We start from the raw sequence: 18,208 nt of genomic DNA, 5'->3' as shown, positions 1-18,208 counted from the left end.
ACTCACCTAAAATTTAATAAGCCTTTAGTTTTTCTAGAACGAAAGTCAATAAACTCATCGCGATCTTCAACGTTTAGATAAATATTCATTTTTTTTACTTCAACAAAAGGTTGTCCCAAATCATGGTGATAACGATGTCCTGGATATACAAGCACTTCATCGGGAATCACTTTTTTAAGATAGTTCAGGGAATCAAACATGATGCCTGCATCCCCACCTTTACTATGACAAAAACCACAACCTTCATTAAATAAAGTATCCCCCGTAAAGAGCGCGTTATCGATTTGAAAACAAAGCCCCCCAAAAGTGTGGCCGGGTGTTTGATGGATAATAATGCTAGGAAAACGCTCAATAGTAATTGTGTTTTGTACAGGATAAATCGGCTTAAGGTTATGGCACTGGAATTCATAATAGGCAATCTCTGTACTGCTCATATACACAGGACACTGGTAATATTTGGCAAAATAATTCGCCAAATGCGAATGATCTAAATGATGATGCGTTAATAATATCGCAATGACCCGTAAATTATTTTGGGTTACAAAATCCTGAAATTTCTTTTTTTCCCATGAAGGATCAATAAAAATACAGGTATTATTTTCAGTATCCACAACAACGGGGCAATAATTTATAAATTTAAATCGTTGCGTTTTAATCACTTCAATGTACATCATGAACTCGTATAAAATTAAAATCAGAGTGATACGCCATTTGATAATGATACTTATCAAAACAAATGAGCTGATTTTTTTTGACTGCTAAAACAATGGGCTTGACCTTCAATAACCGAGAAATCAGATCCTCATCTGCTTGAAGACGAACCCATGGATTTTCAGCAAAATAAAGAACTGGAGATACCATCAGTTCACCGGTGATGCGATGTGTATCAAATAGGTTAAAATAATAAGTTAAGTGCGCTTCATCTCGAGTCCTATGTATAGTAATACGATTTCGTGCGCACCATAGCTCTAATTTTTTCACATCAAAAAATGGTGCTACATCGTCAAAAGACAATTTTAAATTAGCATTTACAATAAAATGGTTGGCACAATGTTCAACCAGCGCACTACTTTCCCATAAAACCAAACTGGCATCCCTTTTTGCACATAAAGTGACATAAGAAATCGATGAATCTAAATAAGAAATGTAGTGCTCCAAAGTACGCTCTTCTGACGTAAAATCGCCAACAACTATTTGTTTCTCCAAACGCAATGCAGCCTCAAGCGATCGAAGCTCGAGATAATTTTTTTCCGAGACCTTAATCATCATGGACCCCAATTGCCCTCTCCATATTCTGGCAACGCATTTGAATGTTCCAAACTCCCCCCGTTACCATTTGATACTCATTGTGTAACAAGGGTTTAATTTTCAAATGTGCTTTTTCCAATTCATGCCAGGGCAAGGCGGGAAAGAAATGGTGTTCCACATGATAACCAAAATTTAAAAATAAATAATGTTGCAACCATCGTGGAAACCAGGTACTGCGCGTCGTTAGAGCATGTTCTTTTAATGTAGGTCGATGTTGCGTGGGTTCCAAACCTAAATGCTGTGGTGTTGACAACGTTTCCCAAAGTACCCCATACAACAAAATCGCTGGAAAGAGATTTTTAAACGTTAAAAAGCTTGGGAAACACCACTTCAAGAGTACATAAGTAAAAAACAAAAAGAGTACTGAGAACAAACATTGTCGGAACATGATTCGCGATAGTTTTTTTTGTTTTAAGAGCTTCAGTGGATAAGTCCAATAAACGAGATGCAAAAAAAACACATTTAAAGGGATAAACGTTCTCCACCCTACATGAAAGATCCAGGGTAGCTTCTTACTTATTTTTGCTTTTTTCAATAATTCGAATACAGGATCTTTATCAATATGCCCAGTCCATTTGTGATGCTCTTCATGAATGATTTTCCATGGATAGAAAGGCATGCAACAAAAAATGCTGTTGTAATGACCAAGAACCACATTAAACCAGGATTTACTGGATAATGTGTTATGGCCGCACTCATGGAGTAAAATGAAATTATGGAGAAATAAAATCGCCAGGCAAACTTCCCCTAAGCAATAAAAAAATAAGCTGTTCCTCCCTAAAAAAACAACAGCAGCATAAAGCAACACCACATCGGCAATCAGAAAACCAAGACTTTTGGTCAATCGCCGTTTAAAGTTCAGTGACTTCCTCACTTCAGTGTATTCTTCGTTACTTAACATAAAACCGCTTCCTTTTTCTTTTCAATAATATTTATAAGTTGTGATATAGAAACCTTTTCAAGTAATACGGTAGGTGAAATGCTGATCCCTAACTCCGATTTAATTTGTTCTGCCAAATGTATTGCCGCTAATGAATCAAAACCATAATCTGTTAATGATTTATTTAAATCTAAATTTGCAGTAGAGCAATTTACATGTCTGGCTAACAGTGTCAATAATTCATTCTCTGTACCTGCAATTTTAGGTAAAATCAACGGAGTTTCCTTTTGAGGAATCAACGTTTCCTGTATCTGTTCCTCGGAACTAAGTCGTGTTTTTAATTTGGCAATGAAGATCGACTGATTGATTTCTTTGGGCATCGCATAGGCATCCACTGCAAACCCCATTTCGAGGAGTAGCTTTTGCCAGGTGTGCGCATGGAGCAAAGCACTCGCAGAAATACGGTATTCATCTTTTGGGGAATGCCATTGTTTAAATAAGCCAAAGGTAAACGCAAGGAATAAACTGTTTTCAGTTGCTTCATTGATAATAACCACTCCCTCATCACGAAGCAATGGAATAAGATTCATCAGACATTGACGAATATCATCTGCAGTATGCAATACATTACTTGCAATAATGAGATCAAATTGTTGGCTCATCTCAGGTTTATTGATATCTAAAGTACAGGTTTCTACGCCAGCATACTCAGAGAAATTGTCTTTAGCCTGAGCAACGAATTGAGGGTTGATGTCACTAAAGGTGTAATGAATCTGATTGGCGCATTGAGTTAATACTGCTTCCGTAGTAGCGCCAGTCCCCCCTCCCAATTCAAGAACATCAACTCGTTGATGACGAGTAGCAACGATTTCTTTAACTATGGAAGCAATGGCTTGATTGTAATGGCTTGCCAAAAGATTTTTTTGATAAATAGCACGGACCAAATCATCTCGTCCAAAAGGAAACATGACTTGATGTATGGTTTTTTGTCCTGTGACCACTTCAGTAAACTGTGCAGCACACACTGTGAGCAACTGAACAAAAGGTTTAATTTGCGGGTATTTTTTAATTAGTTGCACATGGTCTTGCAGCAATTCAGCATCAGATTTAACTTGATGTTTATTTTCAGGAACATGTTTCTGCTCAAAATCTTTTAAGCAGTTCATCAATGCAAAATAGTATTTTTCATAATCCTTGCATACTCCTTGCCCCAAATAATTTTGACTCCAAACAACACCATGGGTCAGTAAATGATGCTTCATTAAATGAAAACAAAAATGTTCTAACTCATGTAATCCCTGATTAAACAGGAGTAATTCTTCAGTCTCCTGAGCCAAGGCATCCGAACAAATCGGCAGCATCGCTTTAACTGATTCCGAAACATTGAAAAAACTCAGGTTGGATTGGTCCGAGCACCTTGCTAATTGCAGTGAGTAATCACCTTGTTCTGCTGTGATTGGTGAAATACCAGAAACACGCATCAGTTGATTTGCAGCTTCATCTTCTTGCTGCCAAAATCCCCAATGAACCAGTTTTATTTTCTCGGAATGCAATGCATTAATTAATGCATCAGCATAAAAGCATGTTGCTGAATAAGCACCCCTGTTTTTATTTTGTGTATAAACTTGCACTGAGGATGTCATTACAATGTGCTTCACTTCATGGCGACGACACGCATTGATCAAATGATAAGTTCCTAATACCTTAGCCCCCATCTGCATTAAATAGTCTTCATAGCTTAATAAAGTGATCGGGGATTCTGCATAAGAAGCACCCAAATGATAAAGACAATCTATTGCTCCATAGTTTTGAATCACTTCGTCAATTAAAGACTCCACTTCATCGGCAACAGTACAATCAACCCTTCGCCAGTGTTGTACTCCTTCTGTTCTTGGCTCCGTGTTACGACTGGCTATAAATAGCGCTCGCGGTTGACGCTCAATGAACTGAGGAACCAAGTATCTTCCTACTTGGCCCTCTCCACCAATAAGCACAATCACTTCATGACTCGGTATCGAATGATTTAAAGAGAGAGTCAGTGCTTTAAGCTGTCGATGCCATACGCCATCATCTGCTAAAACTAATGGATAAGCCTTGCCTTGATAGGACACAGTAAACGCTTGAGGGATAATGGTATTGCCTGCAAGGTCAATGCATTCAATAAACCAGGATGGGTATTCCTTTTTTAAGGATTGAGCTAAACCATGAATGCTTGCTGCATAGGGATTAATCGTCGATTGCTTTAGTCCATAGGCATTATTACTGAATACATAGAGTTTTAAGGGTTTTTCGCCATACGCCAGTTCGTCCAATTTTTTAATACAATGTAAAAAGCCAGCCATCCCATAGCGTTGAGAAGAAAGCAAGGAATCAGGATTGATCTCTTCGTCACACATCCCTGCAAAGTAATAAATCAATTCGCAAGGGTGTTCTTTCAACCAGTGCATCCCCTGCTCTACTGAATCGGTGTCATCGACAAATACAAAATAAATAAATCCTTTATAATCTGTTTGTTGTACTGCTTTTTTTACTGATGGCTCTTGCGCCCTTGTCAAAAAAATAGCGACATACGGATAGCTATCAAGATCAAGGAACGCAACCTTTTTCTTCCTCCAAATGGGTTCATAACATTCTATAGACCTTAGGTCTTTATTGATTGGTTTTAGCTGCTCTTGCTCTTCAAACCAACAATAATGAGTGGCAAAAGGATAAACAGGCAAGGCAAGAGGAATGGCATTAATTCCTTTATAAATGCGTTGCCAATTAATCAGTTGTCCCCCTTGATAGGCATAGGCAAGCTTATTCAAATAATCTTTTAATTGATTGGGTAACTGCTGTAATTCAAGAAGAGTTTCTTCACTTAAAGTATGATTATCTTGAGGGGCTATTGAATCAGAACCATATTTTAATTGCTCTATCAAATCATCAAGGTTTTCCACAATAAACAACTTGCGACAAGCAAAATCAGCTCGTCCTACATTGAGGGTAAAGCTTAATTGAGTCAGGCTTATGTTATTGTTAAAAGCACTTAAATAATCCAGAAGCTGCTCCGTCTTTTTTTCTAGAGCAGCTTCCGTCTTTGCAGATAATTTGATTGGAATATAAGATAAATTAGGTAGTTGTTGTGGCAAAGGTTTATTGCGTGCTAAAACACAATGACCATTACTGCCACCAAAACCAAAACTATTAATTGCGATCGTGGATAACACAGCGGGTTCGGCTTGACTGGCAATATGGAATGGACTCTCTGCAAGTCGAATGTAAGGATTAACTTTCTGAAAATTTACCTGCGGTGGAATCATTTGATGTTTGAGCATCAACAATCCTTTAATCACACCGGCAAGTCCTGCAACAGGTTCTGTATGGCCAATATTGCTCTTTACCGAACCAATATAAAGTGGTTTTACTCGTGATGAGAACAACTCACTTAAGAATGAAAATTCAATAGGATCACCTAAAGGAGTTGCTGTAGCATGTGCTTCAAAATAATCGATTTCATCAATCGATATTCCATTCTGATATACCTGGGATAGCAATTGTTTTTGCGATAAAGGATTAGGTGCGGTCAATGATTGTGAGTGCCCCCCGTGATTGACTTGAATTGCTTTTATATTGGCTTCGATACGTAACTTTTGCGTTACCGCCACATCCTCCCCCACTAACCAAACACCAGCCAAGCCTTCTCCTTTCACATAACCATTGGCTTGAGCATCAAAAGGGCGACATTCATTCGTTGGAGAAAGAACATTTAACTGAGCAGTTAATTCAAGTGTTTTTAAATCGCAAAGCAAACTAACACCAAGAACAAGAGCGGACTCGCATTCACCTTGCTTAATTGCCTGTACTGCACGATTTAAAGCAGAGAAACTGCTCGAACATGCTGTATCGATGGTTTCACTTGGTCCATGGAAATCAAAAAACTGTGAAATTCGATTTGCAGCAAAAGTCTTGGCACAACCTGTAATTTGGTAAAGACTACTTAACTGACTGCGATCCAATAAGCGCGCATAGTCATCAAATTGAATGGCAACAAACACACCAATGCTTTTACCTTTCAAAGAGAGCGGTGAAACACCTGCTTGCTCGAATATATGCCAGGAAAGCTCTAATAACTTTCGTTGCTGGGGATCCATATATTTTGCTTGTTCCAAATTCAGATCAAAGAAAGCAAAATCAAAATCTGCAAAATAGTTAATAAAGCCCATCTTAATCGAGTCATTCTTCTTATTATCAAAACGCGTCTGCAGAGGCATCTGGGTACAATCTTTCCCCGCTAATAAAGCGTACCAGTAGTCTTCAGGGGTAGGACATTGAGCAAAAGAACAATAATAACCACAAATAACAACATTTGATAACGTTGAATCCAATCGGGTTAACACGAAAGAATCAGGAACACTTTTTTTATTTTGTTGCACATATTCCTGTAATTTTCCTATCGTCTGGAATTCAAAAAATTGATTGGGATTTATTTGCATATCATAGTGCTTGCTTATTGCCTCCGTTAATTCAGTGAGTGTCAATGAATTAAATCCCAATTGATAGAAAGTCTGTTCCGATTTAATGTGCTGAGCTGAAATCCCCAAGATTGATTCGATGAGTTCATGTAAAGAATGATCTTTATTCCTTGAACCCCCTTGCTGTAATTTCTGCAGAGGAACATTAAAACATTCTTGAGTTAAATAGCGATGAAATTGCCTGGGGTTCCCCTGAAACGGTATGTACTCACCGGCTGGTAACGTTAATAACTGCCGGCAAATAAGGTTTAAGTCATCTGCCCTTAAAGGCTCTAAACCTTGATTGTCCTTACTCCATGTTAACCAGTTCAATTCATCCGATGACTGAGTTGACTCCGTCATTACAAAGGGTAAGTAAACATAAACATGCTCTTTACAGTAAGCATTTAATGCAAGTAAAGAAGCGTTATAAATTGCATAATCTACTTGCTTGCTAAATCCAGCTAAAGCAGACAAGGAGGAAATACTAATTAACTTTTGGGGATGATGGTATTGAATGAATTGGCTTAAATGAAAATGCAGTCGTTTTCGTTGTGCTACTTCATTTGCTCTGTTACCAGGCATAATCCCAAGACAATTAATTATGACATCATAAGAAGAATTAGTCGGATAAGGATCTGAAAAATCATGTTGGATGTAATGAACTTGTCCTTTTAAAGATTCAATCATTTGTTGACGTTTCGGATCAAGATCACTTCGTCCAATAATATCAAACTGAGAAATACCAGCACCAATTAAAGTCTGACAGAATTGATAACCAATAGACCCCAACCCCCCTAATACGACAACTCGCGCTCCGTGCAATAAAGGTAATGATTGATTATTCGTTTTAATTAAGTTTAAAGCAAAAGCAGACCTGGTCTTGTCATACTTAATCATTCGATGGTCGAACTGATGTGCTTCGTTAGTTACGATATTCACCACCTCAGAACTTGATAAACTCGTTAAATGAGGAATCAAAATATTCTTATGATAATGCTTGAGCAGCCTGGGCATGGACATCATGAATGCATGTAACTCCATCCAATAACTCTGGGTTTGATGAATAAAAATAAATTGAGCCTCTGGATTTTCAGAGATGCATTGATTGAGTAATCCAATAAGACGATCCAATCCCTTGTCTGCTAGGGCAAGAAAAATTGCTACTTTATTGAACCAAGAGCCGGACTTTGCTGGGTTAAAAAACATCTGTTGAGAACCATTATCTAATTGACAAATCTCATCAAACTGAGACATCGGCTCCAACGCGCAAAGCTCCATATCCAACTGAAAGCAATAGGGCATCATTTTTTCTGAATGTGAGAACCAATAATTCTGTTTTTTATATTGTGTTTTCGACCTTACACAAAGGTTATGGGAGAAATTTTGTAAAATTAAATGCGCATTACTTCCACCTGCACCAAAACTACTCAAGCCAGCAAAATGAAGTGTTTGCTGAGGTACGAACTCAGTACATATTTTAATCGGCACATCATCGATATTTAACCTTGGATTTAATGGCAAAGCATTGATAGAAGGAGCTAATGCCTGAGCTTGGAATTGCACAATGAGTTTAGCAATACCGGCCATGCCAGCAGCAGATTCCAAATGCCCCAAATTACTTTTTATTGATCCTACATACAATGGATTCTCTAGAGAACGGTTACCAAATATTTCCTTTAGTGCAGCAAGTTCAATAGGGTCCCCTAAAGAGGTTCCTGTTCCATGTGCTTCAATATAATCGATTTGATCGGGTCTAATCTTTGCGTTAGTCAAAGCGTGTTGAATCACTTTTACTTGTGCTTGAGCATTAGGTACGGTAAATCCACTACTCTTACCTCCATGATTCAGCGCTAATCCTTTAATTAACGCATAGATGGAATCACCATCTTCGAATGCCTTTTTTGCTTTCTTTAAAAGAAGAACAACAACCCCTTCCCCGGGTACGTAACCATCGGCATATGCCTGAAATGGTGCGCTTCTACCTGTTGAAGATAAGAATTTGTTTTGTACCAGGGATGCCAATTTATAGGGATGAGAACAGACATTTACCCCACCAACTAACATTGCATCTACTTCATCATTAGCCAAATAACGACATGCTAAATCAATGGCAGTCAATGAAGAAGAACACATGGAATCGAGAGAAAAACTGGGTCCTGTTAAATTCAGCGTATAAGAAACACGATTTGCAATACTTGCGCCTAAAGATTGTGGGAGCTTTAAGTCCGCCTCTTGCTGACATTGTTCCACACCATAATTTTGATAAAGATGAAACATCGATGCAGCAACAACACCAATTTTTTTCTCTTTAATGTGCGCGTAACCTGCATCTTCGAGACAATGCCAGGCATTGGCCAAAAATAAACGTTCTTGCGGATCGATTAATGCGGCTTCTCGTGGCGAGATATTAAAAAATAAAGGGTCAAAACCAGCAATATCTTCTAAATACCCACCCCAGGGATAAGGAGTATAATGCCAATTTCTCGGTGCTTTCGTAATTGAATTTTTGGCCGTTTTCAAGTTATTCCAAAGCTCTTCCAAATTTTCAGCATCAGGTAATTGTAATGAAATCCCGATAATCGCTATCTCTTGTTCAGCGACTTCAGGTGACTCTATAAGACGTAGGTCATGTCGAAGGTAGTGATACATCTCCTTGTTTACAGAAGATCCTTCTCTGCATTGGGGATGACGATTGTTTTGTTTGATGTGTGCGCCATAAGGGCTGGGTGGTTCAAATTGCGGTAATTGATTGAATCGATAATCAGTCGATTTGACGACTCGATGAGCTAACAAAGAAGAATTAGCAATCACTACATGAGGAACATGAGCGCTCAATGCCTGTTCTAATAAAACAAAAGCATCAGGTGTTTCTAAAGGTAAAGTTCCATATTCTTCTTTTAGTTTTTGTAATTGACGCGGGTTGATTTTCATCCCCCCCTCTAACCAATAAGGCCAACTGATACTTATAAATCGAGAGGTATGCTTTCCAGCGAGACGTGCTTGTTCTTGTTCACAAGCATAGGCATTTAAAGCAGCATTAGCCGCGGCATAAATACTTTGTCCAAGATTACCAATATCCGCTGATAAAGAAGAATAAATACAATAGAAATCAAGTGAATGATGTTGTAATGCATGGTGAATAACACGCAAACCCTCCAATTTGGAGCGCAGTGTTTTCTCAATATCTTCTGGTCGAATATTCATTAGCAAACAATCATGTTTTTCGCCTGCTAAATAAAACAAACCATCTATATGGAAATTATGGGTGTTGAAAAACTCATTGACTGCTTCAACATCGCTTACATCCAATTGGTAATAGGTCACACGCGCATCAGGAATTTGTTCACTGCGACCAATCACATAAATCTGGGCTTGATATTTCTGAATCAAATAATGAGTGAGCAAACGACCTAATCCGCCATTACCCCCGACAATTAAATAACTTCCCCCTTTTTTGATAGACGAATGGATCACTGGAGAATCGAGTTTGATATAACTTTTGGCATAAAATTTGTCTTGGTGAAGATAAACACAACCATTTCTATTTGCCAAATAACCAACAGAATCCTTAACACACGCGTCACTAACTAAAATCGAATAATTGAGATGAGGATATTCTTTAACGAGACAAGAGAAAAAAGCAGAGACCGATTGAATTAAATTCTGGTGTTTCGAAGATAAACTGATAACAACAAGAGGTAAGGCATCTTGCGACCAACGGACAAATTTGGAAAAAGTTTCTGCGAGTTGATTTAAAATAGTTTGCAAGTCAAGCTCGGTTTGATGATAACGGGTATCGTAAATTATCCAGGTTGCTTTTGCTTTCTCCTGCAAAAATTCAAGTGCCTGCTCATAGTTAAACTGATCATGAATAACTACAACTTGCTTATTATTGCTACCCCGATTTATTTGAGTTCTTGTTGGAACATAAAGTGCATAATCAACATTTTTTGAAGAAATTTCCCGAATGGGAGATGCTGCAGAAGCGCCAAGAGAATCAATATATGCTGTTAATTTTTCTAAAGTATTTTGTTCAAACAATAAAGTAGGATAGAGCTCCAAATTAAATTGTTTTTCCAATACATCGACTAAAGCAATTAAACTACTGGAATCAAATCCCAAATCAAAAAAAGAAACATGTGGCGGTAAAACTGCAGGCGCGTCCTGTAAATTATTCTTTATCAGCGCCATAATTTTGTTCTGAGTATCTCCGGAAACAATTTGCTGTGAGTACATAGGATTGTGAATGACTTGCTGTGCAAATTGCTTGCGCTGAAATCGCTTATTCGTTAATCCTTCAAGAGCCACTACCAAATCTCCATCAGGTGTCAATAAATGAATGCGGCATTTAATTAACGACTCATGGTGAGTAGGTATCACTTCAGCCTTCACAACTAAAGTAGGGGTTGTCACTCGCGCAAATACATGCACCCGATCAATTCCTAAAGGTAAATAACTTACATCAGGCCCCGCCTGCGACACTTCATCAAAATGCAAGGCGGCTATAGCAAAGGTAGCACCATCCAATAAGGCTGGGTGTAAATAAAAACGTGATAAATAAGGATGAGCCTTGGCGCTAAGCGTCAATTTCATCGCAATTGTTGATGCATTGATTTGTGTGGTTCCACTAACCTGCATAAATTCACCATGCTCAATCAATGAAGCACGCGCTAAACGGTATAGCGTACTCATTGAATGAGTTGGTGTCTCAGCAGTTTGCAATGCAATCGATTCAGGTAAATCCGGTCTTTTAAACGCGATGGCTGCTTTAAAATGAATAATTTTTTTATCATTCTCTTGATGATAAATTTCAACAGTTTGGGATCGTGAATCATAAACAACAGACAAAATAATCGTTTCCCCCGCGAGCACTTTGGCTGCATGAGGATAGGTTACTTGGGTGAGCTCGAAGTACTCCGATTCAAAACAGCGAGAAATAATATCCAAATAAGCGATACCAGGTAGCACGCCGATCCCATCAATACGGTGATCGGCTACCAGATAATTATCAGCTGTTAATTTAATTTTAAATACATTCGACATCAAAAAATTCATCCATTGTTGCTGAATACTGTTCTTCATGTCGCAAAACGACAGAATCTTGTTGCATCATACTCGAGAGAACGACATGAGCATTTGTTCCACCAAAACCAAAGGCACTAACTCCAAAATAATGGGTTTGATGACGCTCTAAAAATTGCGGTTCATCCAATAAACATAATGGTGAGTTGGCAAAATCGTAACGAGGGTTGGGCGTCACTGGTTCCGGTTGAGGCACCAAACAGTGATGGTAAGCGGATAAGGCGGCTTTTATAAACCCAGCCATTCCTGCAGCACTTAAAGTATGACCAATATTTGCTTTCACACCACCCACCACACATTTTTTATGAGATGTTCCCAAAACATGAGTTAATGCTTGCAACTCCATAGGATCACCTAATTCTGTACCGGTCGCATGCATTTCAACGTAATCTAAATTTTGTGGGGTTAATCCGGCATTAGCTAATGCTTTTTGAATTACTTTTTGCTGAGCTTTGGGATTGGGCGTAGTATAACCCATCGTATTCCCATCATTATTAACCGCGATTCCTTCAATAACACAATAAATCTTATTTCCATCAGCTAATGCATGTTCTAAAGGTTTTAAAACAACAAACCCGCCTCCCTCGCTTAATACGATTCCATTAGCACGAACATCAAAAGGACGACACTTGAAATCAGGTGATAAAGCTTTGGCTGCATCCATTAAAGCAAAAGGCCTTGTATTGATTAAACCATCAATGCCTCCGACCAAAGCAAGTTCAATATCTCCTGATTTCAATGCAGAAACTGCATGATTTAAAGCTACTAAAGAAGAAGAACACGCTGTATCAACCACTTTAGCAGTGCCACTTAAATCAAAAAAATGATTGATATGAGCGGCAATAAAATTTTGTCCCTGACCAATGATCGTAAACTGATTAATTTCGTGATCAGCACTAAAATCAGCACGAGTTCCCACAAATACACCAGCATTCATTCCTTTAATTGTTTCTTGTGTCAACCCAGCATCAATAATTGCTTTTTGGCTTAATGCCAATGCACGAGTCACTAATGGGTTAACTTGTTGTTGATGTTTCTCCGAAAACCCAAAATCAAGCGCGGTTCCCCATGCATTCTCATGAATAAAACCGCCCCGAACAGAAGCATACTCAGTTCGATCGACTCGCTCCTTAGGAATTGGAGTAACCGAAATGGTACCTTCTAGTAAATTATTCCAAAATTCCTGCACATTATTAGCATCCGGAAATTGACATGCCATGCCAATAACTGCGATTTTTTTCGTGTTTTTTTGGAGATCGTGCACTGCTTCAGTTTTACTCAACGTTTCACGTGATAATCCATTTAGTTTCTGGATGTGTGATGCCAATCGAACAAGTGAATGATGTTCAATAATCACTTCGGCAGGAAGCATTAGGCCCATTACTGCTTCAATCTTTTTTAATAAAGTCATTAACAGAACCGAATCAACTCCATATTCGGCAAAACTCTTCTCCAAATCAACCTCATCTTCAGTGATACCGATTACCTCCATGAGGATCATTTTTAAAGTATCTGAAATAGTTCGTTGCATCGATGAACCCTGATCAGCTCGAGTTGTTGCTTCAGAAAGCTTATTCTTACTCGGCATAATGACAGAAGAAACCGTTTCGTTTTCTAATAAAGTGGAGAGTAAAGCAAGCGCCTCATCGGTTTTATAACTTCCGAGTTGGCTCCGTTGATAACTGCTGCTGGTCTCGGCATTTTTGCTAAATTCACTCCATGCGGGCCAGGCAATGCTTAATACTTTTCCAGAATGCACTTGGGCAAAAGCATTTAAATAATAATTACTCAAAGCATAATCAACTACACCTGTTGCAAGCTCCGGGATAACACTGGATACCGACGAAAAGAGGACTAATCGTTCTATACCATAAGGACTTACTGCCGACCATAAGCCTTCAAGCCCGGCTCTTTTAGGATGAAACATCCGGATAAAATCATTTTGGGTAAGCTCTGTAAACGACTTGGTTTGCTTTGGGGTTACTCCAGCACAATGAAAAATCCAGCCAAAACGGTCTTTTTCATTCATGACTACTTTTAAAAATGAAACAAATAATTCCTTTTGAGCTAAATCGCCAATATAGTAATAAACCATACACCCTTGTTTTTTTAATTGGTTAATTAGTTGAATGGTTTTCCCTGCCTTACAAGACGAATGCAGGTAATGCTCCCATAAAGTTTCTTGTGGCAATGGCGTGATGCCAGTGAGAATTAATTTGCGTACGCCACGAACAGCTAACCATTTTGCAACCTCAGCACCAATACCACTAGTACCACCAGTAATTAAGTATACTTTCTCAGAGTCAATTGAGGCTGAAGCTGATTTTTTATGTTCTTTTGTTTGCAATACTTGAATGAATCGTTGTCCTTGAACATATCGAGCCTTATGAAAATGAAGGCTTAATTGGCCTAATTCTTGTTGAATAAGTTTCGTAGTAAGGGGCTGCTGGTCAATCACTAATGAGCCCGTTTTTAAACCTATAGTTTGAACATTCATACAGTGTAAAAAATAACTGATCACCTCCAAATCAGGCGATTTTTTGTTATTAATTTGTAAAATGCTTCCCTTCTTTGCACTAAGAGCAACCTGTTGCAAAAGGCTCAAATGATCAACTAACTCTAACTCATCATTGCAGCAATCCAGAAGAATAAAATCATGATTCAACAAGTCAATGATTTGTTTTTGTGTAACTATTCTCCCCTCTTGAGCGAAATACCAGTCGTTTTCATTTTCCGATGTATAAATGATGTGGATTGCGTTCTTCGGCAAAATGTTTTTTATCTCGGCAGCATTACTTTGAGTACTTAATACAATCCATTGACGAGTTATATCATTATCAATGCCTATCTCGTGCTGCTGCCAAACATATTCATACAATGTGTCTGAAATCGGTTTTTTTACAAGATCATGAAAATAACGCCTACTTTGAAATACCGTTCGCGGTAATGGGCTAACTCTAGGCTTAATAGGACTCTCATAACTTTTTAAAATCACATGGGCGTTACTCCCGCCTGCACCAAAGCTGGACACACCGGCATAATAACACTGGTCTTTGGGATGCAGGGACCAAGTCGATGGTGTTTGACATAAAACTAAGGAGTCTGGTAATTGAATATTAGGATTCAATGTATTGGCATGAAGGCTTGCATAAAGCTTTTTCTGTTGCATTTGCGCAATCACCTTAATGACGCCAGCAAGTCCGGCAGCAGCTTCCATATGCCCATAATTTGATTTTAATGAGCCAATAAAACAAAGAGTATCGCGTTCAGAAAATACTTTGTTCAAACCCTTGATTTCGATGGGATCCCCCAATTGCGTCCCTGTACCGTGACACTCTAAATAACTTATATCTTCAGGTTGTAAGCAGGCTTGTGATAATGCCTTTTTAATCACTTCTGCTTGGGCATTAGCATTGGGAACAGTATATCCTGAGCTGGTGCCATTATGCGCAATGCTACTGCCTTTAATCACTGCATGGATACGATCACCATCATTAATTGCTGCGTGTAACGGTTTAATTAAAATACTGACCACTCCCTCACTTGGAACATAGCCATCTGCCTGCGCTCCAAAACTGGCACAATGCCCTTGTGCGGATAACATATTTCGATGCAAAAGTTCTTGATATTTATAATCATGACTGATGAGATTAACCCCTCCCACCAATGCCATTGATGCATCTTGGGCATTAATGGCTTGAATGGCTAAATGCAATGCAGTTAATGAAGAAGAACACATACTGTCTAGGGTTAGACTTGGTCCTGTAAAATTAAGGACACTTGAAATGCGGTTTGCAATACTCGCTGCAGTTGAATTCGCAAGTATGGTTTTTTGCTCCTTTAAACTTTTTTCAAAACCAGCCAATTGATAAAAATTATTCATCGCACCAATGAACACCCCCACAGAACGAGCCTGATTATCCAGCTGAATTCCAGCATCTTCGAAGCAATGCCAGGCATTTTGCAACATAAGCCGTTCTTGTGGGCACATAATTAATGCATCATGGGGTGCAATATTAAAAAATAAAGCATCAAAATCGTTCGCATGTTCAAGCAAGGCCCCATAACCGTAACTGCGATCGCCAATTGCTTGCACGCAATTTTTACCCGCTTCCAGGACGTCAATAAATGATAGGAAATCGGGGGCTTGAGGAAAGTTTACGGCCATACCAATTATTGCTATATCAGAAACCGCAGGGATCATATGCGGTGATGAATGATCAAATGTTGGCTCCGCTACCCTCTTGGGAGCATGGCTGCTGAAATGTTCAATTAACTCATCAAAGGTTGTATGTTCAAATAAAAGAGTTTTAGGTTGACTGCCAAAATGAATTTCGAGATCAAAAATAATATCCATGGCCAATAAAGAATCTAATCCCAGCTTACTGAATTGCCCAATTTTTTGTAATTCATCAGAAGTCATGTTCAAGCGATGGGAAAAAACAGAATAAATTAATTCGCGAGTCGATTCTCTGCCTGTAACAATTTGTATCTGTTCACGTTCTGTTACTTGTTCGCCAAGCGTAAAGACTGTTCCGGAAAGCTGCTGAACGTTAGCTGAAAGCCTGTCCTTGTCCACATGTTGGGTCACGACATGTGCCTTGAGTTCTTCAAGAACAACACATAAAGCTCCATATTCATCAAAAATTTGAATATCAAAGCTGAGTGCTCCGACTTTTTGCGTGCAGACCAAAGCATGGTTTGACAGCCTTTTGAGAAGTACAACTCTTTTAGCGCTAACGGGTAAAGAAAGGGGCTGTTGCTGATATAAAGTAAAGTAACCCACGGTTTGCAGTGCTGCATCCAAGAGGTAAGGGTTGAGCAAAAACTCATTAAAATCTTTGTTACACTCTATGTGTGCAAATACCCGGTCCTCAGATGCCAAAAGGTGGGTTATATTTCTTAAATCAGGTCCATATTGAATCCCTGCTTGTTCAAAACAGCGATAATATTCGATACAGTCGATTGAATTGGGGCACTTTTTAAAATCGTTGAGGTCAAAAGGAGAGATTTTTTCATCTTTTGCAATTTCCGCACTAAAAAAAGAGCTTTCTTCATAAAACAATTCCACGACATTTGCAGTCTTGCTCCTATGGATATTCATCCTTTGATGCAAAGCGGGCAATGTCCTTAACCAACGAACATTCACACAATAAAGTGGCAACTCATTAAGAAAATGCTGAGTTAATGCAAGGCTCACAACCCCAGGTAAAATCGCTTGATGATTCACTTGATGTTGACTGAAATAGGTCCTCTCTGCTGATAATGAGTAGTCATTTGTCATTTGCCAATAACAATGAATTTTTTTAAAAGGATGTACTGGAAATTTGCGCTGATTGTCACTAGTAAATCGTTGGATCACTATATGTGCATTGGTACCAGAAAAACCAAATGAACTCACTGCAGCAAGCGATTTATCTTTTGGCCACGGACTTAACTCTTTGACTGGATAGAAAGGGGTACTCGCAAAATCGATTTGTGGATTTTCACGCTCACAATGAATTGTTGCTGGAATTTTTTGAAAATAGCTGCATAAAACACTTTTGATAAAACCGCAAATTCCAGCAGCATGTACTGTATGACCAATGTTGGATTTGATGCTTCCCAAGCCACAGGATTTTTTACTTTTTTCTTTTCCTTGGGTCGCAAATAATCGCTGTAATGCACTCACTTCAATTGGATCACCCAGTTCTGTCCCCGTTCCATGTGTTTCAATATAAGCAAGATCTTCTGTAGATAAACCATAAGAAGTATATATTTGCCGCATCAGTTCGGTTTGTGCCAAACCATTAGGTGCTGTAATTCCATTCGATTGCCCATCTTGATTCACCCCACTGGCCTTGATTACTGCATAAATGGGATCTTGGTCTTTAAGCGCTTGAGCTAAAGGTTTCAAATAAACACAAGCCACTGCTTCGCCAGGAATAAAACCATTCGCTTTATCGCTGAATGTTTGGCATGCATGATCAGAGGAAAGCATTTTGGCATGATGCGCTTGCTGCAGAAACTCATCACTGACCATAATGAATACCCCACCCGCTAAAGCACTAGTGCACTCTCCATTTTTAATGGCTTGACACGCTTGATGCAGGGCAACCAAAGAAGAGGAACATGCTGTATCTACAGTAATTGCAGGCCCCGTCAAATTAAAGGTATAAGAAACTCGTCCTGCAATCACTGATGGAGCATTTCCCCAAAAACTTTGGGCTATTGGTTTTTCCAGACTGTGAGTCAAATAATTATTTTGGCTTGCACCCACAAAAACACCACAGAATTTATCAGGTAGCGCCATCGGTGAATAACCCGCATCAATTAAAGCACCCGCTGCAGTTTGTAACAACAAGCGCTGTTGTGGATCCATCGCTTGTGCTTCAATTTTGGGGATGTGGAAATAATCTGGATCAAAGGCAAAAACATCATCCAGCCACCCCGCATGATTAGG

Annotated in this window: 5 protein-coding genes (1 of these 5 only partly in view); all 5 read right to left on the bottom strand. The window is 38.9% G+C overall.

All coding sequences use genetic code 11. From position 1 onward, the window contains the following. Window positions 1–2 precede the first annotated feature (2 nt). Tightly spaced (each overlapping or abutting the next), the 5 genes in view from EL022_RS08520 to EL022_RS08500 form a layout consistent with a single transcriptional unit that may run on beyond the window. Window positions 3–674: an MBL fold metallo-hydrolase gene (locus EL022_RS08520; RefSeq protein ID WP_241972143.1), complete on the bottom strand. Its 672-nt coding sequence runs from the start codon at window positions 672–674 to the stop codon at window positions 3–5. Next, the gene (locus EL022_RS08515) at window positions 661–1,269 is read right to left on the bottom strand and encodes a hypothetical protein (protein ID WP_028382090.1); all 609 of its coding nucleotides are present in this window, start codon (window positions 1,267–1,269) and stop codon (window positions 661–663) included. The genes EL022_RS08520 and EL022_RS08515 overlap by 14 nt, the downstream gene beginning before the upstream one ends. Further along, window positions 1,259–2,209: a fatty acid desaturase family protein gene (locus EL022_RS08510; protein ID WP_028382091.1), complete on the bottom strand. Its 951-nt coding sequence runs from the start codon at window positions 2,207–2,209 to the stop codon at window positions 1,259–1,261. Before EL022_RS08510 ends, EL022_RS08515 begins: the two co-directional genes overlap by 11 nt. Further along, window positions 2,203–11,727, bottom strand: a complete 9,525-nt coding sequence (locus EL022_RS08505) for an SDR family NAD(P)-dependent oxidoreductase (RefSeq protein WP_028382092.1) — start codon at window positions 11,725–11,727, stop codon at window positions 2,203–2,205. The genes EL022_RS08510 and EL022_RS08505 overlap by 7 nt, the downstream gene beginning before the upstream one ends. Further along, window positions 11,711–18,208, bottom strand: partial view of a beta-ketoacyl synthase N-terminal-like domain-containing protein gene (locus EL022_RS08500; protein ID WP_028382093.1) — the 3' portion only. The gene runs 1,011 nt beyond the window's last position; the window shows 6,498 of its 7,509 coding nt (coding positions 1,012–7,509); its start codon lies beyond the right edge, outside the window; it ends in the stop codon at window positions 11,711–11,713. Before EL022_RS08500 ends, EL022_RS08505 begins: the two co-directional genes overlap by 17 nt.

The organism is Legionella cherrii, from assembly GCF_900635815.1.
GTDB lineage: Bacteria > Pseudomonadota > Gammaproteobacteria > Legionellales > Legionellaceae > Legionella > Legionella cherrii.
This window is presented reverse-complemented; position numbering and strand designations above follow the sequence as displayed.

Excerpts from the sequence above, each read along its gene's own strand:
- EL022_RS08520 (WP_241972143.1), bottom strand. The coding sequence starts at position 674 with ATGATGTACATTGAAGTGATTAAAACGCAACGATTTAAATTTATAAAT.
- EL022_RS08515 (WP_028382090.1), bottom strand. The coding sequence starts at position 1,269 with ATGATGATTAAGGTCTCGGAAAAAAATTATCTCGAGCTTCGATCGCTT.
- EL022_RS08510 (WP_028382091.1), bottom strand. The coding sequence starts at position 2,209 with ATGTTAAGTAACGAAGAATACACTGAAGTGAGGAAGTCACTGAACTTT.
- EL022_RS08505 (WP_028382092.1), bottom strand. The coding sequence starts at position 11,727 with ATGTCGAATGTATTTAAAATTAAATTAACAGCTGATAATTATCTGGTA.